The organism is Pseudoalteromonas sp. CF6-2 (genome assembly GCF_021729425.1).
Classification (GTDB): Bacteria; Pseudomonadota; Gammaproteobacteria; order Enterobacterales; family Alteromonadaceae; genus Pseudoalteromonas; species Pseudoalteromonas arabiensis.
Genome location: NZ_CP091442.1, coordinates 3,564,515 through 3,585,710 on the forward strand (window position 1 = coordinate 3,564,515; position 21,196 = coordinate 3,585,710).

18 protein-coding genes are annotated in these 21,196 nt (G+C 37.9%); 14 read left to right on the forward strand and 4 right to left on the reverse strand.

Annotated features, from left to right (window positions below; genetic code table 11):
* Positions 1-207: 207 nt before the first annotated feature.
* The 13 genes from L3Q70_RS16495 (at position 208) to L3Q70_RS16555 (ending at position 14,086) form a co-directional block, all read left to right on the forward strand.
* The gene (locus tag L3Q70_RS16495) at positions 208-390 is read left to right on the forward strand and encodes a hypothetical protein (RefSeq protein WP_237114628.1); all 183 of its coding nucleotides are present in this window, start codon (positions 208-210) and stop codon (positions 388-390) included.
* A complete protein-coding gene (locus L3Q70_RS16500; protein ID WP_193988049.1) occupies positions 390-884 on the forward strand; it encodes a hypothetical protein in 495 nt (164 codons plus the stop codon). The genes L3Q70_RS16495 and L3Q70_RS16500 overlap by 1 nt, the downstream gene beginning before the upstream one ends.
* Positions 885-1,138: 254 nt before the next feature.
* Positions 1,139-1,519: a hypothetical protein gene (locus L3Q70_RS16505; protein ID WP_237114629.1), complete on the forward strand. Its 381-nt coding sequence runs from the start codon at positions 1,139-1,141 to the stop codon at positions 1,517-1,519.
* A 69-nt stretch (positions 1,520-1,588) separates the two neighbouring features.
* Positions 1,589-1,771 (forward strand): hypothetical protein, encoded by a 183-nt coding sequence (locus L3Q70_RS16510; protein WP_193988051.1) that lies wholly within the window; start codon positions 1,589-1,591, stop codon positions 1,769-1,771.
* A gap of 59 nt (positions 1,772-1,830) precedes the next feature.
* A complete protein-coding gene (locus L3Q70_RS16515) occupies positions 1,831-2,865 on the forward strand; it encodes a radical SAM protein (RefSeq protein ID WP_237114630.1) in 1,035 nt (344 codons plus the stop codon).
* Positions 2,866-2,868: 3 nt separating this feature from the next.
* Positions 2,869-3,564, forward strand: a complete 696-nt coding sequence (locus tag L3Q70_RS16520) for a hypothetical protein (RefSeq protein ID WP_237114631.1) — start codon at positions 2,869-2,871, stop codon at positions 3,562-3,564.
* 10 nt (positions 3,565-3,574) lie between these two features.
* Positions 3,575-5,689 carry a peptidase domain-containing ABC transporter gene (locus L3Q70_RS16525; RefSeq protein ID WP_237114632.1) on the forward strand — a complete coding sequence of 705 codons (2,115 nt, stop codon included), beginning with the start codon at positions 3,575-3,577 and terminating at the stop codon, positions 5,687-5,689.
* A 33-nt stretch (positions 5,690-5,722) separates the two neighbouring features.
* Positions 5,723-6,949, forward strand: a complete 1,227-nt coding sequence (locus tag L3Q70_RS16530; protein WP_228074365.1) for an HlyD family efflux transporter periplasmic adaptor subunit — start codon at positions 5,723-5,725, stop codon at positions 6,947-6,949.
* Between the two features lie 4 nt (positions 6,950-6,953).
* Positions 6,954-7,682: an ABC transporter ATP-binding protein gene (locus L3Q70_RS16535; protein WP_062567072.1), complete on the forward strand. Its 729-nt coding sequence runs from the start codon at positions 6,954-6,956 to the stop codon at positions 7,680-7,682.
* Positions 7,676-10,066 carry an ABC transporter permease gene (locus tag L3Q70_RS16540; RefSeq protein ID WP_237114633.1) on the forward strand — a complete coding sequence of 797 codons (2,391 nt, stop codon included), beginning with the start codon at positions 7,676-7,678 and terminating at the stop codon, positions 10,064-10,066. The genes L3Q70_RS16535 and L3Q70_RS16540 overlap by 7 nt, the downstream gene beginning before the upstream one ends.
* Positions 10,059-12,431, forward strand: coding sequence for a prolyl oligopeptidase family serine peptidase (locus tag L3Q70_RS16545; protein WP_237114634.1), 2,373 nt, complete (start codon positions 10,059-10,061; stop codon positions 12,429-12,431). Before L3Q70_RS16540 ends, L3Q70_RS16545 begins: the two co-directional genes overlap by 8 nt.
* Before the next feature lie 224 nt (positions 12,432-12,655).
* Positions 12,656-13,552, forward strand: coding sequence for a pepsin/retropepsin-like aspartic protease family protein (locus tag L3Q70_RS16550; RefSeq protein WP_237114635.1), 897 nt, complete (start codon positions 12,656-12,658; stop codon positions 13,550-13,552).
* A gap of 3 nt (positions 13,553-13,555) precedes the next feature.
* On the forward strand, positions 13,556-14,086 hold the full coding sequence (locus L3Q70_RS16555) for a sugar O-acetyltransferase (RefSeq protein WP_237114636.1): 531 nt from the start codon (positions 13,556-13,558) through the stop codon (positions 14,084-14,086).
* Between the two features lie 82 nt (positions 14,087-14,168).
* Here L3Q70_RS16555 and L3Q70_RS16560 read toward each other — a convergent pair whose 3' ends face one another.
* Complete coding sequence (locus L3Q70_RS16560) at positions 14,169-15,449, reverse strand: acyltransferase (protein WP_237114637.1); 1,281 nt, start codon at positions 15,447-15,449, stop codon at positions 14,169-14,171.
* A gap of 181 nt (positions 15,450-15,630) precedes the next feature.
* On the opposite strand from L3Q70_RS16560, the gene L3Q70_RS16565 reads away from it, so the two are divergent.
* Positions 15,631-16,494, forward strand: a complete 864-nt coding sequence (locus tag L3Q70_RS16565; protein ID WP_237115286.1) for a LytTR family DNA-binding domain-containing protein — start codon at positions 15,631-15,633, stop codon at positions 16,492-16,494.
* A 114-nt stretch (positions 16,495-16,608) separates the two neighbouring features.
* On the opposite strand, the gene L3Q70_RS16570 is transcribed toward L3Q70_RS16565, so the two are convergent.
* From L3Q70_RS16570 to L3Q70_RS16580, 3 genes are read right to left on the reverse strand one after another with little or no spacing between them, the layout of a single operon-like run.
* Positions 16,609-19,005 (reverse strand): ABC transporter permease, encoded by a 2,397-nt coding sequence (locus L3Q70_RS16570; protein ID WP_237114638.1) that lies wholly within the window; start codon positions 19,003-19,005, stop codon positions 16,609-16,611.
* A 1-nt stretch (position 19,006) separates the two neighbouring features.
* A complete protein-coding gene (locus L3Q70_RS16575; RefSeq protein WP_062567065.1) occupies positions 19,007-19,708 on the reverse strand; it encodes an ABC transporter ATP-binding protein in 702 nt (233 codons plus the stop codon).
* Positions 19,709-19,719: 11 nt separating this feature from the next.
* Positions 19,720-20,973 (reverse strand): efflux RND transporter periplasmic adaptor subunit, encoded by a 1,254-nt coding sequence (locus tag L3Q70_RS16580; RefSeq protein WP_062567064.1) that lies wholly within the window; start codon positions 20,971-20,973, stop codon positions 19,720-19,722.
* Positions 20,974-21,196: the final 223 nt, after the last annotated feature.

The window sequence follows — 21,196 nt, forward strand, 5'->3', positions numbered from 1 at the left end:
TCACTCACAAACTTAACACTCCCTTAACAATAACTATAGTACCGCACTGTAATTAGAATTACCACACAATCATAAATCACTGATTTATATGAAAGTCACAACTTAGTTACAGATATATCAGCGTTAAATCATTGCAAATCAGCAGGCTTATTTTAGGTTTACCTTCAAGTCCGAAAAACCAATAAGACAAGTTAAATGAGAAACAATATGAAATCAGAAAAACACTCGGTAGCAGCTCGAAGAACAAATGATGGTTTTATTGAAATTACTAACCTCGAGTTGCTTGACGCACTCGTCGGTGGTTATATCGACCCTGAAGAGGTCTATTGCCATGTAAGTGATAATCAGGAGCAACACACCTCCTTCTCTGATTCTGAGGGCATTAGCTAATGCCAGAAAATATCTCGACAAGCTACAAACCTCACTTAAAACGTTTAACCGAAAAGCGAGATTTAACAGCTTTATATAATATTGAACAATGGTGTGAAAACATGTCTATTGCTTTTGATAGGGATGTAGCAGGTAAAGAGATAAAGTCTAACAGAACATTACTATGGCTAATCAATGCATATCCATTAGTTTTGGCCTACCAAGGAAAAACTAATGAAAGTGAGCTGTTTTTAAAGAAAGCAATCAACTTTTGGAGTGAGTCATATAGCAATGACAAAGATAATCAAAATCTCGTAAACCTTATAGACCCTACAATCAACTTGCTCAGGCTCTATAAATTAACGAAAAGAAAAACCGAGTTTGACTCATTATTAAATAATATATCTCCTTTTTATGGAAACTCAAACGTTTTCTTAGGAGGAATAGCTGTAAAAAAGCAGCTCTGGGTGACAGGTGGGAGACTCTATATCGTGCAACACTTGACGAATGCTTAAAAAATTACACCTTAAATTCCGACTTCGATAAAGTTATCTCACTTAAAAGTAAGATACCAGAGAAGTATATTAATCATGATATATACATTGAATCAAAAATAATATCACTAATTAACTTAAAAAGATTTGATGACGCTTTAAGAATTTGCTTTCAACAAATCGAAAAGTACACATGTATAAAAAATGGAATATATAGCTACCGGCTTTACGAAATATTTAAGTGCATAGGCAATGAAAACAAGTCAAAAACAGTAATGAACCATCTTATATCTTGCTTAAAAAAAACAAAACTAGAATCGCTATCATCTTTAAACTTCGCTTCTCAAATCATTATAGAAAGCAAAGCTCCATACAATTCATCACTTGTAATTAATACATTAAGAGAATACAAAAAAATAGATGATGAGTTTAATTATGGAATGACAGCTCTCAATGTTTATCGAAACAACCCATGCCGAAAAATAGAAAGTGAAATTTTAAAAGTATATGAAAAAACTGAGTACTTCATTCTAAAAGAAAAAATTTCAAGGGATTTAAAATTACTTGAAATAAAAAACAAAAAAGATAAAAGCAGCAATAAAAAAATAGAAAAAAGATTAAACAAAATAATAAAACCCAGTAAATTTAACAGTTAAAAAAAACTAAAACACAGCCATAATTATAAAACCCATCAAGGGTTAATAAAATAAATTTAAGGAAAAAAAATGAGCAAGAAATTTGAAAATATTAAAGATGAAGAAATTAAACTTAATGAATTAGGTGAGGTTGAGTTAAGTGAAGAGCTAACTGACGCTGTAGCAGGCGGTTTCTCACCGGAAGAGGAAGATGAAGAGGGCAATGGTATCTGCGATATTAACCTTAGTTGCGGCGCTGAAAAAGAGCTTTAATCACTTTGTCGCAGACTTGCTTTTAGGAAGTCTGCGCCATTAACTTAGCGGGGTATAAAATGACAGATTCAGAAAATAAAATAAAAGGGTTTTCTAAAAAGCAGCTATTGAACAGTCTTAGTAATGAAAAGTTTCAACTTATTATCTTTCCAACTGAACAATGCAACTTTCGATGCGTGTATTGTTATGAAGATTTTGAAATTGGCAAAATGCCTCGTTGGTTAGTTGATGCAACTAAAGTTCTTATCAAAAATAAAATGCCTAAATTAAAGTACCTATCTTTAAGTTGGTTTGGCGGGGAGCCTCTATTAGCAAAAGACATTCTATTTGAAATTTCTGAATACGCACAGTCATTAGCAAAAGAAAATGGCTGCAAAGTATATGGAAATCTGACGACAAATGGCTCTCTTCTCGATATAAAAACACTCACAAAACTTGTGGAGCTAAAACAAAATAGCTTTCAAATCTCTATTGATGGTGATAAAGAGTCACACGACACAACTCGATTAACACGTAACGGAAGAGGCAGTTTTGATAAAATATGGGGTCGCTTATTAGCAGCATCAGCAACAGATCTTGATTTTCATATAACTCTCAGAGTTCATATTACAGACTTAAACCATGAAAGTGTTTTAGCCTTTTGTGAACGCTATGATGAAGAGCTAAAAAATGATAATAGATTCCAGTTATTCTTCAAAGAAATATCTAACTTAGGGGGTGATAATCAAGAAAAAATAAACCGCCTAATATCAAAAAAATCAGCTAAGCAGTTAGCTCGAGAACTAACAGAACGCTATTCAGGTAATAGCAAAAAAATAAATGAACGCGGTCATTACATTTGTTATGCCGGAAAGCCAAATTCTTTAGGAATTAGAGCAAATGGTAATATCAATAAGTGTACCGTTGCTTTAGATGATGACAGAAACAATATTGGCAAGATTAACCCTGACGGCACTCTCACTTTAAATAATGAAAAATTTAGCACCTGGATAAAAGGCTTTACGACTCTTGATAGCTGGCAAATGGGATGCCCGCTTAGTTATATGAACAGCAACAGTGTTGTTGGTGACATTCCAATTAAGAAAGTTAGCTAGCTCATGTCTATTGTTAATATGTTTAGAAAGGAAGCTCTTAGGAACCAATATAAATCAAGTGATATTGGCAAGTCGCTTATAAAGCAACCTAAAGTGATAAATAACTCTATATTATTTCTTATCTTTATATTTATCGCTTTCTTCCTTTTAATAAAAATAATCTCGATCCCATCAAATAAGAGTCTTGCGATTAAGATATCTGCTGAAAATTACACCCCACTAATTTATAGTGAAGTTGCCATTATAAAAAGTTACCTATCTAAAAATGGTGGGCATGTAAGAAAAGATCAGCCTTTGATCTCCATCTCTAAACTAAACAATAAAAGTAGTTTAGAAAGTGATGTTATCCGATCTCCCAGTGACGGTTTTTTCTTTCACTCTAAAATTGATAAAAATATAACTCAACCATACAAGCCTCTTGGTTATCTTTTGACTCCACCAGCCGATGGTGAATTATCTTTTTGGATATCAAACACCAATAAAATCAATTTAAATGTAAATGACAAAGCGACTCTACATATTAACGATGAAAAAATAACTGCAACAGTCACTATGGTTATTAATGGAATATCAAGTGAAAAAGAACAAAAAATTCACTTAAGAATAAAAGAAAATGAGATACAAAAATTATCACCTAACGCTGAAATAAAAATAGTACTTAACAAGCAAGATGAAAAGATTATAAATTTAATTAAATAGTGAAAATTAAATGCGACTAACCGATTATATAGACTTTAAATCATCTAAATTGCCTACTTTTTTACAAAGTGAAGTAGCTGAATGTGGGATTACTTGCCTTGCAATGATCGCATTTTATCATGGCTACAAAGTTAATATGCTTGCCATGCGACAGCGCTATCCGGTAGGAACACAAGGCATTACCGTTAAACATATTTTAAAAATAGCTGATGATATTGGCTTGTCTGGGCGTGTACTAAAACTAGAGCTTGGACAGCTATCAAAGCTAAAAGGGCCAGCAATCCTTCATTGGAACTTTAATCATTTTGTAACCTTAGCGTCGGTCAGTAGAACAGGGATCGTTATTCATGATCCTGCCAAAGGGAAAGTTAAACTTGATTGGAAACAAGTTTCTGAAGCTTTCACTGGTATTGCAATAGAGTTAACTCCTTCATCGACATTTACGGTTGCAGATGAAAGAGTAAAAATGCCACTTAGAACGTTTATAGGTAATATTGATGGGTTAGGCTCATCGCTATTCAAAATATTCGTTATTGCATTGATATTGCAATGCTTTTTACTCATATCCCCATACTATATAAGAATCGTCATTGACCATGGTATTCCACTTTCAGATAGCGGTGTGTTGATCTGGCTACTGGCTGCATTTCTAGCAATCACACTATTAACTACGTTTAGTAATATTATTCGCTCAGCGGCAATATTATACCTAGATAAGAACTTAGGTTTTCAGGTAAAGGCTAATATACAACGCCACTTACTACATTTACCTCTATCATTCTTTGAGTCTCGCCATGTCGGAGATATCAAATCAAGATTCGAGGCCTTTAATGAAGTTCAGCGTATGATTAGCCGAGGCTTTATTGCCGCGATTGTCGAAGGCCTTCTTGGTATTACGACTTTAATCATAATGTATACCTATTCACCTACCCTTGCCTTGATATCACTTATATTTTTATCTATCACGTTAATGGTAAGGCTTTACTTAACAAAAAAAGAAAATAAACACTTAGAACAGGTTTTAGCGAAACAAGCAAAAGAAAATAGCCACTTCCTCGAAACAATTCGAGCAATAATGCCCATAAAGTGCTACGTCAAAGAAAGTACACGATTATCATCATGGCTTAACTTATTTGCCGATACAACCAATGAAAATATTAAGCGAGAGAAAATATCTATTTCGGCTGAAATAAGCCAAGAATTAATAAGTAAAGTAGAGTATTTAACCGTTATATTTTTTGGTGCGACATTAATTATAAACAATGCGTTTACGATTGGTATGTTCATTGCCTTCTTAGCCTATCGTCAACAATTTTCAAGCAGCACTCAAACCTTAGTTGACCATATATTTCGATTTAAGTTGGCATCCACTTATCTTCGAAGAATGTCAGATATCGTCATGCAAAGCCAAGAACAAGAGAGTAATTCATTGGTCGTTGCAAAGGAGCAAACTAAAGGACATATCGAAGTACGTGATTTACATTTTAGATATTCTCCATCATCTCCTTGGTTATTTAGAGGTATCAACTTTGAAATAAATGCTGGAGAATCTGTCGCTATTATTGGCCGCTCGGGATTAGGCAAATCAACCTTACTTAAGCTAATGACGGGCCTAATTAAAGCCGAGCAAGGTGATTACCTATTAGATGGACACTCAATCAATATGCTAGGGATGCGAAACTTTCGATCTATGTGCGCCACGGTTATGCAAAATGATCAATTACTGAATGGCTCTTTAATTGAAAATATCTCCTTTTTTGAACCCAAACCAGATATCAATCAAGTGATTGAGGCTGCAAAAGGTGCAGCAATTTGGCAAGAGATTCAAGCCATGCCTATGGGACTGCACACACAGGTGGGCGACTTAGGCAGTTCTTTGTCTGGTGGTCAAAAACAACGCTTACTGTTAGCCAGAGCGCTTTACAGCCAACCTATTGTTTTATTTTTAGATGAAGCAACGAGTCACTTAGATGCTGCTACTGAATTACAAGTGAATCAGCATTTAAAATCAAAAAGAATAACCAGAATTAGCGTCGCCCACAGGCAAGAAACGATAAAAGCAGCAGACAGAGTAATAGACTTAGAAAAGTTAATTAATGGTCAAGCACTGTCAGAGGTGATCTAACTAAAGATTGCTCATAAAGCAAAGGAAAAAATAATGAAACTCACATCTAAACTTGTTTATCAGGGGTTAATTGGTTTGTCAGCCATTATGCTTTTATCTGGTTGGCGGTTAGGGTTTGCAGATAATGCAGAAGTGATCTCTCTTGAATCTGTAACAATGGCAAAAGTAGAACGCGGTGACTTTTCTATTAAGGTTGAAGGTTATGGCTCGCTACAATCTATTAATAAAAGACTACTTACAGCCACCAGCAATGCGGTTGTCGACGAAATAAAGCTAAAAGCAGGGGCCGTTGTAGAGCCTGATACAGTGATTCTGACATTAAACAACCCTGAGCTTGAGAGTAAGCTGCGTCTAGCTTTAGCAAAGCTCAAAAATGCAAAGACACAGAAACGTCAAACTTTGTTAGTGCAACAACGGGAGCTGTTAAACAATGAATCAAGTATCTCTGAGTTAAAAGCACAAGCAGAAATTGCCATGCTCCAAGTAGAAGCCGAACGCTCTTTAGCTAAGTCGGGAATTGTCTCTGGGATTAGTGCTAAAAAAAATGAATTGGAAGCGAAGCAGTTACTTAAACGCATCAGCCTCGAAGAATCAAAATTAGACAAGCTCACTGAAATGCAAAAAGAAGCACTTTCAATTCAAGATGATCTTATTTCTCAAGCAGAAGATGAGTTCAACGTTGCAAAACTGATGGTCGAGCAATTATCTGTAAAAGCAGGAATGAAAGGGGTCATCCAGCGCCTTCCTCTCAGTTTAGGGCAAAGTGTAACAGCAGGCTCTGAGCTTGCGCTTATTGGCAGCCTATCGCCATTAGTTGGGGAAATAAAAGTTCCGCAAATTCAAGCGCATTTAATTCAAATGGGCATGAAAGCCGAGATTACAACACTCAATGAGCAAGTGCATGGACGAGTCGTTCGTGTTGACCCTGTTATCAATGATGGTGCTGTACAGGTTGATATTGAACTTGAAGCAATTGAGCATGGCAGCATGAAACCAATGCAACAGGTTGATGCAACCATCTACGCCGACGTACAAAAAGATATGAACTACATAAAGCAGCCCAGTGACGCTAAAGAGGGAGCCTATGGTTCACTATTCAAGCTAACGAGTGATAACAAGGCTGTTAGAGTTGATGTGCAATATGGCAAAACATCAGGACAGCTAATTCAAGTGCTATCAGGCTTAGAGCCTGGCGAGCAAGTTATTATTTCCACCTTAGATATTCCTGCTGAAACAAAAATGATAAAAATAGAGAGCTAGAAGTATGAACACTGAAATTTTAAGGGTTAATAACTTAACTAAGTCCTTTACCAATGGCGATCAGGTCAGTCAAATTTTAAAAGGAATTAGCTTCACTGTTTATGATGGCGAATTTATTTCTATTTCAGGCCCATCAGGGTGCGGAAAATCAACACTACTGAATATTATGGGATTACTCGACACCCCACAAAGCGGTGAATATTACATCGACGGCTTACTTGTTTCTGATATGGATTCAACGCAACGCTCTAAAGTTCGTGGAAATAGAATCGGCTTTGTATTTCAATCTTTTAATCTAATAGATGAAATGACCGTCTTAGAAAATGTAGCACTGCCTTTAAAATACAGAGGGGATTCGCTTTCAACACGCCATGCACGTGCCCTAGATTGCTTAGAAAAAGTAGGCCTTGCAGATAAAGCTGATTTATACCCTAACCAAATATCAGGGGGTCAACAGCAACGCGTTTCCATTGCTCGCGCTTTAGCTGGTGATTCAGGTATTATGCTTGTCGATGAGCCGACAGGTAACTTAGATTCTAAAAACGGTGATGCCATCATGGCATTGATCAAAGACCTTAATCAGCAAGGCACAACTATCGTTTTAGTCACCCATGACCCGCGTTATGCCAACATGGCATCTCGTAATATTCAATTAAAAGATGGCTCTGTAATAGCTGAAAATGATGATGTCAGTACGCCAACAGATGCAAATCGAGTTGCTCAGCCATGTTAAAAGTAGCCTACAATACCTTCAAACGTGCTAAGCAGTACTATTTAACAACCGTATTTACATTAGCGCTCACTCTTTGCATGGTACTTAGCGCCTTTAGCTTAGTGGATTTAGTCTTTTTTTCCCCCTTGCCTTATCAACAAAGTGATAATTTATATTTATTAGAAGGCACCGTAAATTCAAAAAGCTACTCAGGCCCTGCTAGTAACTCAAAAGTAATGAGTTATATAGAGAATGAAAATACGCTCTTTACTGATATGGCTACCTACCATAAGTGGACCAGCTATAAATTATTAGACAGGCCAACTAGACCCGCTGTAGACGTTATTCTCGCATCTAATAACTTGTTTGACCTGCTTGGTGTCAAACCTGAACTTGGAAGATTATTCAATGAGACCGAGGCGCTTGGCAGTAAGCACATGTCTGTCGTTTTAGGCTATAGGGCATGGCAAAAACTTTTCCAAGGTCAAGATGATATCATTGGTCAAAAAATACAGTTAAATCAACGTCGATTCACTATTGTTGGTGTAGCTCCAGATGATCTTGTTCTGCCCCACTACAAAAATATAAACGATGCGATATGGTTACCTATTGATGTCGATGAGGTATTTGATCCCAAAACAGCAAATGGGTTTATGGGTGCATACAAAAGTGTTGTTAGATTAAAAGATACAGCATCAGAATCTGCAATCACACAACAGTTATCAGACCTATCATTGAAAGGCGCTCAGCTCCATGCTCCTAATATTCTGAAAGATTTTACTGTTAACGCACGTATCACGACATTTAGTGAAGCATTAAAAGGTGATAGCGGAAAAATAGTACTCATGCTGCTTTTAGGTGTTTGTTTGTTATTGATCATTGCACTTATCAACCTCTCTAGTATGCAACTTGCAAAAGCAATTACTCGTATAAAACCGATTGCTATAAGCTTTGCATTTGGAGCAAGTACAAAACAGCTCATTGTTGAAACACTAAAACACAACTTACTACTGATTAGCATTGCAGTCATACTGGCATTAACACTTACCCAAATAGGGTTTATCGTTATTCAAAACTTAGCCGAAAATTCTATACAACGGCTAGATACTCTTTCGTTAAGTATAAATACGCTCCTCTTTTCAGTATTTTTGATTGTTACTATTGCTGCACTCTATTCATTTATAGAATTAAGTGTCGTAAAAGAGAAAAACTTAATGAGTAGCTTACAAAGTAGCGGTAAAGGTACTGGAAAACAAATGAGCGCAGCGACCAGCCACTTGTTAGTTGGCTTACAGATTTTGTTCTCATTTTTAGTATTAACCGCAGCAAGTCACGTCGTGTTAGTGACACTCTCTGAAGCACTCAGAGATAATGGCATAAACACTCAAGGTAAATACTCACTTACAATAAATTACAGTAATATCGATAAGCCGAGTGAACGAATTAACCTTCATAAAGCCATTACCCAACAGCTATTAAACCTCAATAATGTGAGCAGTTTAGCACTATCATCAGAACAGCGCTTACCCGATACGGTTAACGTTAACCAAATATATGATGAAGCTGGCCAGTATATTGCCCAAGCGCGTAATAGCTTAGTTTCCAACAATTATTTTGCAGAATTAGATCTTAAAGTAACAGGCAAGGGCTTTAGCAAAGGTGATGAAAAACTTAAAAACCCGCCCATTATTGTTAACCAACGCCTTGCGGATATGTTGGATAAAAACACACAGAACGTACTAAATAGTAAAGTCAGCTTTGACAGCAAAACGTTTTATTCTATCGTAGGTGTAGTCAGTAATACCTACGTACCAGGAAGGCCTGAAAGTGAAAACTTTGAAGTATTCACACCCAAAGATTACCCAGGCTGGAGTCAATATACCTACCTTCTAACAATGAAAGATTCCGCATCAATATCGCAAATTCAGCAACTGATCTACGGGATTGATAAACGCTTAGATATACATTCATTAGCGTCATTAACAACTCAATTTGATGACCAACGACAGCGTCATTTAAACGCAGCTTGGCTCGCTATTGTACTTGCATCAACATCATTACTCATGGTCTGTATAGGCATCAATGGCATTGTTAACTACTTAATTAAAGTACTCAGATATAGCTTGGGCGTTAAGCTCTCAATGGGCGCAGATAACCTAAGATTATTAAAAGAAAGTTTACTTGAGCTTATGCAACCCATAACGATGAGCTTGGTGCTCGCTTTTTCATTAGCATTTTTAATTATTGGTTATTGCTTTTCACTACCCAACGTCACCTTAACTATAAACTGGTGGTTAACATTATCTATCTGGCTTGGGCTGTTAGTTATGGCGCTTATCACGAGCTTTTTTCCGATCAATAAAACACTAAGACAAGATCCAATAAAGGCATTACGCAATGAATAGATTTCTTATATTTATAGTATTGCTCTTATCTTTCGCGATACACGCAAACACAGATGAGAATAGGCCCCAATGGGAAAGCTATATAGATTCCACAACACAAGAGAATGTATCACTATCGCCTAATGGGAAACAGGCTCTATTTTTACATCAGATACGCTATCCATCGATTCACTATGTATCACAAGCACGCGTGCAGTTAGCGGGCTTGGATTTTTATAGCAATCTATATAGCCGATTTGACACACCTTTATATAGCCATACAACACTTTTTGATATCAGCAATAGAACGAGCATAGATCTAACCCCTGATAGCGGCGTCATTATTGACTATAACTGGTCTCCTGACGTTAAAAAAATTGCTTATTTAATTCAAAATGACAACACAATTAATTTATGGGTATATGATGTTGAAACTCAGGTTTTCAAACGCCTTTCTCAGGTCAATTTATCTGCCTCATTAGGTGGCAGACACCTCAGGTGGCTACCTGACAGCACAGCACTAATCGTTAAAAAAAGAAATACTAAAGTACACTCACCCATTAACGAATTAAAACAGCCGAACTCTCTCTCATCTGAGCGACAAGTAGAGCAAGGACGAACATATCAAAGCCTTCTAAAAAATAACAAACTTAAAGAGCAATTTAAAACTCTTGCGCTTTCAAGCTTAGTTAAAATCGATTTAAAAGGTAATGTGACCTCTCTAACTGATAATATGCTATTTGATGATTTCTCTGTGTCTCCTGACGGAGAGTATGTGTTGTCGTCAACTCTACCCAAAGAGCTCTCCTCCTATTTACCATACAAAAAGTGGGGCAGAGACTATCAAGTTACTAACTTAAAAACCCACCACCAGCTAAATGTTTTACCCTCTTTAAATAACAAGGTTAACTTAAAGAAAGCCAAAGATAGCGTCCCTAATGGTGCAAGATTAGTAAAATGGCTTCCCTCTGAAGGCTCAACTCTCACTTGGACCGAAGCAATTGATAATGGTGATATGTCAGTAGATAAAAAATATCATGACAATACATATAAACTTCCCAGCCCGTTCAATCAAAACAAACAACTCATCCATCAGGCAAAGTGGAGAGTACATAATATTATATGGGGGAAGTCAGGTGCCGGAGTCGCTCAAGAATGGCTTTATGCTAGTAAACAAGCAAAAGCTTCTTTAATCAGTGCAAGTACCTCAGCAAATGTCTTAATTGAGCAACGAGACTATAGAGATAAATTTAATGACTTTGGCGATCCGCAAACCCTGAGACTACCTGAAGGGTATGAAGTGCTTGTTGAAGATGATTCAAACCTTTTCTTTTTATCGAACGGCCTTAGCAAAGAGGGCATCAGGCCCACTATAAAGACACTAAACAAGACCAATAACACACGAAAAGAGTACTTTATTAGCAGTAAAGAAAGCATTGAACTCCCTTTAAGAGTGGCAAATAATACGCTTATTATACAAACACAAAATGTACAAACTGCTCCTCAATATTTTGCAATTTCGAGCACTGATATGAATGAGCGAATCCCCTTATTAACGAACAAAAATAAGCAATATTTTGACAAGCCTCCTACATTTATAAATTATAAAAGAAGCGATGGGTTAAATTTAAGTGGTACGCTACATTTACCGAGTAACTACGATAAAGCACAAGGCAAAATACCTGCAGTCCTATGGATCTATCCGGATGAATTTAATAATAAAGAACTAAGCCAACAAAATACTGTAAAAACCAATATATTTAGGCAATTTGATCCATTAAGCCCTTTGGTTTTTCTTCATGACGGCATCGCAGTTTTTGAGTCACCATCGATGCCAATCACTGCATTTGACGGTCAAGAACCCAATGATGATTTTATCAATCAAATAAACCTTAATGCACAAGCAGCTATCAATGCACTCGAAGGTACTGGGTTGATTGATATCGACTCTTTAGCTGTCATGGGTCATTCATATGGCGCATTTACCGTAGCAAACTTGCTCGCACATACTGACTTTTTTAAAGCTGGTATTGCTCGAAGCGGTGCTTATAACAGAACATTAACGCCTTTTGGCTTTCAAGGTGAAAAGCGTACTCTATGGCAAGCAAAAAAGACCTATATTGACTTATCACCAATCATGTTCGCAGATAAAATTAATGCGCCATTGCTGCTTATTCATGGTGAAAATGACCAAAATTCGGGGACTTACCCCCTACAATCAACAAGAATGTATCAAGCGCTAATTGCGAATAAAAAAACAACTCAGCTCATTATGCTCCCCTATGAAGGCCACTCTTATAGAGCGAAAGAAAACTTAACATATTTACTTAAAGAGCAATCAGCTTGGCTTAATAAGTGGTTAAAATCATCCCGAGCACAATTATGACGTAATACCATATGCTCTTTAGTAACCGCTATTGAGCATAAAAAGCATTATTCTTATATAATCTCCTAAATTATTTACACTCAAAGTCCCTATATCATTTCACTTGTCATCATTGCTACACAAGGCTAGCTGTAACTGAGCCAAATTTGGGCTTGCATGAGTATCTGAATTACTTCACTATAAATAGCTTAAGCTATAAAAAACAATAAATTAAAGGATTAATAATGAAGTTACTTATTGCACTATGCTTAACTGTTTTAAGTTTTTGTAGCCACGCGGCAGTCACACCTTGGCTGGATTTTCACTTAGAAAATGGTCACATCAAAGTGCCAGCAACGGTATCTGGTATACCGAGTAAAATTTTATTGGATACGGGCGCACAAGTGAATGGCATTAATCCTCACTTTATTAACAAAAATAAGCTTAAGCTAGATAAAGGAGGCAAAACGCGAATTAAAGGCGTATATGGCATTGAAAATAAAACAACTTACCACAATGTGCCCATTAATTTTTTTGGTATGGACACTGAAGTTGATGATGCGGTAGAAATCAACCTTGGCCTTCATGATAACGCACTCCTATTTGGTGCCGGCTTCTTTCGCCAGTTTGTTATACAACTGGATTACCCAAATCAAAAAATGCGCCTTATTACCCACGACTCAGTCAATTTAAATGACACTGAAAATATTAAAATGCTAAAACAAAAAGGCTCAGGTATGCCTATTGTAGAAGTGATGTTAAGTAATGAAAAATCAATATGGTTGGTGCTCGACACAGGTAACAATGGCGGTATGGTTGTTAAACGAAGTGTCGCTCAAAGCATGGGGTGGCTTGATGAGATAGAGCGCGAATCGGGAATAAGCACAGGTGTGAATACAAGTGGTATGACTGAAAGCTTTCGTATCCCTTGGCTAAAATTTGGTCCTTTTGAAATGGAAAATGTACTGGTGAGTATCCCCGCTAAAGGAGAATCTGCGAATCTTGAATCTCAATATAAAACAACGGGTACACATATAAGAGGAAAAAAAGTACAAGGCTTGATCGGCTACGATGTTCTCAAACATTTTTTAATCACTATTGACTATAAAAGTGGTCATGCACATATTGGGTTACCTGAATAAACGATGAGCATTTCATTTAACAGCCTAGAAAAGTCACTTATAGAACAACGAAAAAACACTCATGAAATTTGCCGTTTATTTGCCAAAAGCCCAAGTAAAGGCAATTTAAAACGATTAAAAGATACGTTTGCTCAGTGTGGCGAGCAGGTTGTTATAGAAGCGGGTTTTCATTGTGATTATGGCAGTGGTATTAAAATAGGTGATCGAACCTTCATAAATATTAACTGTACTATGCTCGATGCACCGCTAACTGATGCGCAAATTACGATAGGCGATGACTGCTTAATAGGCCCTAATGTACAAATACTCGCGGTATCGCATGCAGTAAACCCAACCGAGCGTTTAGCAAAAGCTAATTTTGCAGCGCCGATTAGCATTGGCAACAATGTATGGATTGGTGCAGGCGCTATTATACTTGCAGGCATTAAAGTAGCCGATAATGTTGTGATTGGCGCAGGGGCTATAGTTACCAAAGATGTCGCAGAAAATACCTTAGTGGCAGGTAATCCTGCGGTGAAGATTAAAGATATTTAAGTACACACTCAAAGCATATCGAGCGCTAAAGCATATCCTACACAAGCCCACTACGTATATTTTATACCAGTGATATAGTTGCTTAGATTAACCTGATAATCAATGGGCTCACTAGAATTAGTCCACAACAAAAACCAACTTTAACTTGCCATGCTGTGTATTTTCCTGTGACTTTAATCCCTAAAAATGGACTTAATACATTGACGCGACGCGCACCAATAAACACTAGCCAACAAATAATAAAAGTGAGGCTTAGTATAAGTAATGACTCCATAAAGCCACCTAATTGCAACTTCGATAAATAAAAGGCAAGGCCAATAATCACACTTTGATGTAAAAGATAAAAAGGAAAGACAGCAGAGTTCAATAAAGCCAATTTAGGGTGATCGTGATTTAAAAAACGTTGTGCTAGTGCCAGCATCATTAACACGCCAACTAATCGCTGCGTGGTATACAACATATCCATGCCCGTAATTTGCCACTGACTGGCAGTTGAGCTTTGCCAAATCATGTGATAGCCCGCCACTACAATCAGGTAACCTACAATAAATACCACGCATAATGGCCTCCAGTGAAGAAGTAGCCGACTATAAAATACTGAATGCCACGCAAGTAAATAGCCATAAAGTAAAAATAAAGCACCCATGGGGTATCGAAATGTATCACTCGGCCAGCTCAACTTTAAAATACAAAGCGGCAATAGCAATATAATAAAAATAATAAATAACGACTGATCACACAAACGAGTAATCACTGTTTGAACATAATGGTGATGAAGCAACGGCAGAGCCAACACAAGCAGTATGACAAATTGCCATAACGAGCGTAAGTACCACAGGTGGTTTACATCAACATGAGGCCAAATACCTGCTTGATAATGTTCAAATAAAGGACTTGTTAAATCAAAAAACTGCAAGCAAAACTGCCAGTAACTTATCGCTAAACCGGTCTCTTGGCTCATTTGCGCATAAAGCTGAAGCGGCACAATAAACCACACACCGATTAATAACGGCAGTAATATTCTGACACTGCGTGATATTAAAAAACCACCTAAACGAGCGCGTGCAATCATAAATCTCAGTGCAGTACCTGAAATAAACCAGATCAGCCCCATCCGCCAAGGCGACAGTAGGAGCATGATGTTTTCTATATTGCTGGATAAATACTGACTTTTAAAATGAAAGCCCCAATTTTGAGTGTATAACATACCAGTGTGGTAAAAAATTAATAAGCCAAAGGCAAGTACTCTTAGCCAATCTAAATCATAACGACGCGGTGGTAACTCAACGGCTTGATTGAACGCATTTTGCCATGGCTGTAATAACGTGCGCGCTGTGTTTTTAATTATTATTTTAAGTTTCATAATTAATTATGGTTACGACAAGTTAATAACAACTATGAACAACATGCAGCGTTAAGCTATCAAAAAAGGTCGATAAAACAATCAGTAGGGATAAACGGTGGATATCAGGGATGGTATGTTTGGTGATTTATCACTATCTTGTTAGTCTAATTACGGTCTCCAAAGAGTAACAATAATAATGATCACCTTAATGCATTTTCAGCGTAATCGAACTTGGTATGCGACATTATTTTTATTTAGTTATATTTTTATAAATAACACTATTAATGCCAGCTCAGATATCATGGAAGCCCAACGCGATGGTGAACTGTCCTTTTTGCTTTGGGAGCCCTTTGTCTGGGAATATTCAAGCGCTATCGGCACCTTATTATTATTTCCTGCTTTAGTTTGGTTATTGCAAGCCCACCCCTTTAATTGGCAAAAGATCGCTCGCTCATTGCTCACTTACTTATTCGCAAGTATTATTTTTTCCTTATTACACGTAGGGATCATGATTGCTATCCGTGAGTTCATTTACACAATTCAAGACATGCAGTATGACTTCGGGTTGCTGTGGTTTGAGTTACTTTATGAATACCGTAAAGACTTATGGGGGTTTTTATCTTTAATTGTCATTATCAAAACGTATCAATACATTATTAGCCAATTAACCGGCGAAGCCACGCCAATCAATCATGAAGAAAACGCCCAACAGAATTTGAATTTCGACCGATTATTGGTTAAAAAACTAGGTAAAGAATTCATCATCTGTACAGAGCAAATTGACTGGCTTGAATCTAGCGGCAATTACGTAAACCTACATATTGGCACACGTATTTATCCGCTACGTACAACCATGACCCATCTTATATCTCGGTTAGAACCTAAAGGTTTTTGTCGTATTCACCGCTCTTATGCTATTAGACTCGATGCGATTGAATCTATCACGCCATTACCAAGCGGTGATAGTGAAGTGAAACTTATAACGGGTAAAATACTTAACTTATCACGTCGTTACAAAGAGCAATTTAAAAAACAGGTTAATTCGTCTGCGGCTCATTTTTAGCTCACTCTAGATGAAGTTCATCTACATAAAGTATTTGCTGTACTTGGTCGCTATTTTGAGTTGTAAAAAAGCCCAGCTGTATTGCTAGGCTTGGAGTGGATCTTGAGTCAAGCGTTACTCATAACGAAGGATTAATGATGGACGGGTGCTGGCCGCTTTAAATGCTAGGCTTGCCACCGTTGCCCAGGTGATAACCGCAACGACCACAGCCGCAGCGCCATACACCCACACAGCTTGTTCAATGCGGTCATTAAAGTTTGCTAACCAATCACCAACTAACAAGTAAGTCACTGGATACGCAATAGCAATACTGAGCGCCACCAGCACTAGGAACTCTTTTGCAATGATATTAACAATACTGATGCGTGATGCGCCTAGCACTTTTCGAACAGCCACTTCTTTTTGACGACGCACTGTTGCAAACGAAGCCAAACCAAAGGTACCTAAGCAAGTTAAGAACACGGCAAGAGCGGTAAAGATTAAAACGACATTCGAAATTCGCTCATCACCTTTTAACAGGGTTTTGTAGTTGTCTGCGAGTAAGTTAATTTTTGGCTCATAGATATTGGCTGAGCTTGCTAATACTTCAGCGATCTGAGCTTTAATATAAGGCAAGTTTTGCTGATCAATGGTTAAGATTAACTCTGATACAGGCGATAAGAAGTTAAAACCACACAAGAACATAATATTAGAGTTGGCATCTTTAACATTACCTACTTTTACATCTTCAACCACACCCACAACACGCATATCTATGCCGCGACCTGAGTCTTTAATGACCTTACCGATAATGTCACTCATGTTAGTGTAACCCGCTTGTCTTGCGACAGACTCAGTCACAATAGTGCCAGTACTTGTTACTCCATTTTCACGGCTTGCCCAGTCACCGGCAAATTCACGGCTGAAGTCACGGCCAGCAACCAGTTTTAATCCTAGCGTTTTTACAACATCGTAACCTGCGCCTACAACAGGCGTTAAGCTGCCAGAGGCTTCACCATTTGGCCACGTTGGCATAAGCGTATTATTAATTGAAACGGTTAAACGGGTATCAATGACTGTTGTTTGCTGTACGCCTTGAATTGCGCTAATACGGTTAACTAGCGCATTTTTTTCTTTTGTGAATACTTCGCCGACAGGTAGCTCTGAAATAACCAATCTTTGTGTCGTTTCATAGCCTAAAGGTAAGCTCTGCAAGTAAGTTAATTGCTTTAACAAGGTAACAGAGGCAATAATTAAACCTATTGCTAATGAAGCCTGTAAGGTTAGTAAGCTCTTACGAACCCATATTGCAGTATTACCACGTTGTAGGTCGCCACTTAAAACGCGTTTTGCACTGAATGACGAAATAAAGAATGCAGGATAAAGCCCAGCTAATATGCCCACAGCAATTGCGACCACAATAATTGCAATGCCAAATTCAGAGGCGTAATTCACGACCAATTCGCGGTCTACTAGTTGGTTAAAGCTTGGTAAAAATAGCTCCACTAAAGCACATGCAATCACCATTGAAAGCATTGATACCAACACAGATTCAGATAAAAACTGCGTTACTAACTGGCCTTTACTTGCGCCAAGCGCTTTACGCACTCCCACTTCTTTTGCACGTTTAGTCGATTGAGCGACGGTCATATTGATGAAGTTAAAACCTGCAATAAGAATAAGTAACACGCTTAGACCTACACAGATCATCACCACTTGTTTAGCACCACCCGCTTTCATCTCAAACGGTGATTTAGCCGTTAGGTGCAAATCAAGTAATGGATGTAGCTCTAAACTAACTTGCTCCAGCATCGAATTGCTAAAAAAGCGCTCTGTTAAGGTTTTAGCTAATGCATCTGTATCGGTGCCCTCAGCTACACGCATATAAACATAACTACTGTTGATGTCTATTTCGCTTGGATCATGCTTAACATAAACAAGGTTTTTAAAGGCAAAGTGAGTGTTGTCTGCTAAATCTGCAAACACGGCACGCACCGTGTACTGTCCTTGTTCATGCGTTAGTGTTTCACCAATCACATCGGTGCGACCAAAAATGCGCAGTGCTTCTGATTCACTCAAAGCGAGGCTATCTGGAGTACTCATTGCTGTTGTTAAGTCACCTGCAATCGTCTCCATAGCAATAAAGTTTTCAATATTTGCTGTAGCACCATATAAGGCATTTAACTTATAGCCTTGGTTGCGGTAACTCACATCCACCATGGCTTCACGGGTCAGCTCGACCATAGTTAACCCAAATACTTCTTCAACTTGGCTGTAATCTTCAGCCTGCTTTGACTGCACATAATTAAAAATAGGCACCACAGCTAAACCAAGTTTTGAGAAGTCTTGGCCAACGCGATAAACACGCTCAGCATGAGGCTGTTGGCTATCGTACGAAAGCTCATTTTTTGCAAACAAAGCAACCAAAATTGCCGCAGCTAAGCCCACACTTAAACCCAGAACATTTAAAATAAAGTGCTGCTTTTGGTTTTTAAACGAACGCAGCGCGGTGATCAAATAACTTAAAATCATGTTATGCCACCTCAGCTGTTTGTTGAGCACGGTTGGCTTTATCAACCATTACTTGGCCATCAAGCAAACGCACTAAACGGTCAGCATAATTGCCTTCTTTTTCTGAGTGGGTAACCACAATTACCGTGGTACCTTCGCGATTTAGCTCACGCAGCATCGCCATGACTTCATCACCATTTTTTGAATCAAGGTTACCCGTAGGCTCATCCGCTAAAATAAGTTTTGGGTTGATCACAAGTGCTCTGGCTACTGCTACACGTTGCTGCTGACCACCCGATAACTGTTGCGGTAAGTGATCTGCTCTATGGTCGATTGCAACACGTTTTAAGATTGCGTCTACTCGCTGTTTACGTTCACTCTTTGAGATATTTTGATACTGTAATGGCAGCTCAACGTTTTCAAATACTGTTAATTCATCAATTAAGTTAAAGCTTTGGAAAACAAAACCAATCGACGATTTTCTAAGTGTTGCTAATTGCTTTTCACCAAACCCTGCGATGTCTTCACCTAAAAACTCAAAACTGCCTGCTGATGGCGAATCCAACATACCTAAAATAGAGAGTAATGTTGATTTACCACAGCCAGATGGCCCCATAATGGCAAGAAACTCGCCTTCGTTTACATGTAAGTTAATGTTATTAAGCGCTGTTGTTTCAACATCTTGAGTACGAAATACGCGTGATAAGTTAGTTAATTTAATCATTGTTATTATCCTTAAAATTGTAGTTGTTGTGCTTTATCAAAGTTGCTGTAGCTAGAGGTGATCACGCGATCTCCGGCGCTTAGGCCACTTAACACTTCGTAATAGTTTTGATTCTTTTTGCCAAGACGAATGTCTTTTCGTACTGCACGATTGCCATCTTTTTCCATGACATAAACCCAATTACCACCCGAGCTGTTAAAAAATGCGCCGCGTTCAAGTAACAAAGCAGTGCCTTTGCTATCACCTAGCATCAGCTGCACATCAATACTTTGCCCGCGTTTTATGTTGCTCGTGTCATTAGGTAATTCGACCTCAACCTGAAACTGTGATTGCTGAACACGGCTATCAATTTTGCTAACTGTTGCCGCAATTTCGCCTTGCTCATGTTCAATAAGCACTGGCATACCTGTTTGAACTTGGCTTAGATAAAACTCATCTAATCGCACAACTAGCTTGTATTCATTAGGAATATCAATCTGCCCTAGGCGAGCACCACGACCTTTTGATTCACCAATTTCAACGTCAAGCTCACTTAAATAACCATCGGCAGGTGCTGTTACGAGTAAGTTTTCAAGGTTCTTACGCGCAAACTGTAAGTTTTTCTCTAGCATGTCGGCACTGTCTTTTAACTGAGCTACCTGAACTTCACGAATGCTGTTTTCTTGCTTTTGACGCTCAAGGGTTAGCTCTTTACGCGCTTTGTAATACGCTAAGTCTTCTTTAATTTCAGATAATTGCTCTTGTGCTAACACACCGGTTTTCACTAGCGGCTGAGTCTGTTTTAAGCGACGCGATAAATGTGTGATTTTAAGATCGATTTCAAGCAAATCACGGCGTAAGTTTAAACGGCTGGTTTCCATATTCATTTGCGTGTTACGTAAAAAGTTAAGCTGCTCAGTCACCTGTGCTTCACGGCTCATTACATCAAGCTGCAAATTGGTATTACTTAAACGCACAAGGGGTTGGCCTTTTTTAACAAACTCACCTTGCTCAACAAGTCGCTCTTCAACTTGGCCTCCGGCAATGGTGTCGAGGTAAATAGTAGTACGAGGCATAACCTGACCACGAAGACTTAAAGCATCAACAAATTCACCTTGTTGTACTGTGCTAATCGTTAAGCTTGTCGCGGTTACTTGCTGACTACGACCTGTTTGCTCAGTTTGCGTGAAACCATAAGCTGCAGCCGCAACAGCTAAACATCCCGCTGCAATGAATGATTTCTTGAAAAGTGCTTTGTTATTTGAGCGTGTAATTTTCTTATCCATGTTGACGCCTTTAAGTTATCTAGGTGCTAATTATCTATAGATATAACAACTCTTGTGCCAACTTTTATTTTTATTAATTTACAGCAACTTAGATAAAAATTAATGGGGGTATATATAATCAAGTGTCCACTTATAGAACACTTTAAAAATCATATATCGTCCATAAATGGACACTGTTCTTCTTTTCAATTAATCTTAGTGTTCTTAAAAAGGAATAATAATA

Coding starts and splice junctions, on each gene's coding strand:
- L3Q70_RS16515 (WP_237114630.1), top strand. CDS start 1,831: ATGACAGATTCAGAAAATAAAATAAAAGGGTTTTCTAAAAAGCAGCTA.
- L3Q70_RS16530 (WP_228074365.1), top strand. CDS start 5,723: ATGAAACTCACATCTAAACTTGTTTATCAGGGGTTAATTGGTTTGTCA.
- L3Q70_RS16525 (WP_237114632.1), top strand. CDS start 3,575: ATGCGACTAACCGATTATATAGACTTTAAATCATCTAAATTGCCTACT.
- L3Q70_RS16520 (WP_237114631.1), top strand. CDS start 2,869: ATGTCTATTGTTAATATGTTTAGAAAGGAAGCTCTTAGGAACCAATAT.
- L3Q70_RS16500 (WP_193988049.1), top strand. CDS start 390: ATGCCAGAAAATATCTCGACAAGCTACAAACCTCACTTAAAACGTTTA.
- L3Q70_RS16510 (WP_193988051.1), top strand. CDS start 1,589: ATGAGCAAGAAATTTGAAAATATTAAAGATGAAGAAATTAAACTTAAT.
- L3Q70_RS16505 (WP_237114629.1), top strand. CDS start 1,139: ATGAACCATCTTATATCTTGCTTAAAAAAAACAAAACTAGAATCGCTA.
- L3Q70_RS16570 (WP_237114638.1), bottom strand. CDS start 19,005: ATGATTTTAAGTTATTTGATCACCGCGCTGCGTTCGTTTAAAAACCAA.
- L3Q70_RS16540 (WP_237114633.1), top strand. CDS start 7,676: ATGTTAAAAGTAGCCTACAATACCTTCAAACGTGCTAAGCAGTACTAT.
- L3Q70_RS16535 (WP_062567072.1), top strand. CDS start 6,954: ATGAACACTGAAATTTTAAGGGTTAATAACTTAACTAAGTCCTTTACC.
- L3Q70_RS16560 (WP_237114637.1), bottom strand. CDS start 15,449: ATGAAACTTAAAATAATAATTAAAAACACAGCGCGCACGTTATTACAG.
- L3Q70_RS16550 (WP_237114635.1), top strand. CDS start 12,656: ATGAAGTTACTTATTGCACTATGCTTAACTGTTTTAAGTTTTTGTAGC.
- L3Q70_RS16495 (WP_237114628.1), top strand. CDS start 208: ATGAAATCAGAAAAACACTCGGTAGCAGCTCGAAGAACAAATGATGGT.
- L3Q70_RS16580 (WP_062567064.1), bottom strand. CDS start 20,973: ATGGATAAGAAAATTACACGCTCAAATAACAAAGCACTTTTCAAGAAA.
- L3Q70_RS16575 (WP_062567065.1), bottom strand. CDS start 19,708: ATGATTAAATTAACTAACTTATCACGCGTATTTCGTACTCAAGATGTT.
- L3Q70_RS16555 (WP_237114636.1), top strand. CDS start 13,556: ATGAGCATTTCATTTAACAGCCTAGAAAAGTCACTTATAGAACAACGA.
- L3Q70_RS16545 (WP_237114634.1), top strand. CDS start 10,059: ATGAATAGATTTCTTATATTTATAGTATTGCTCTTATCTTTCGCGATA.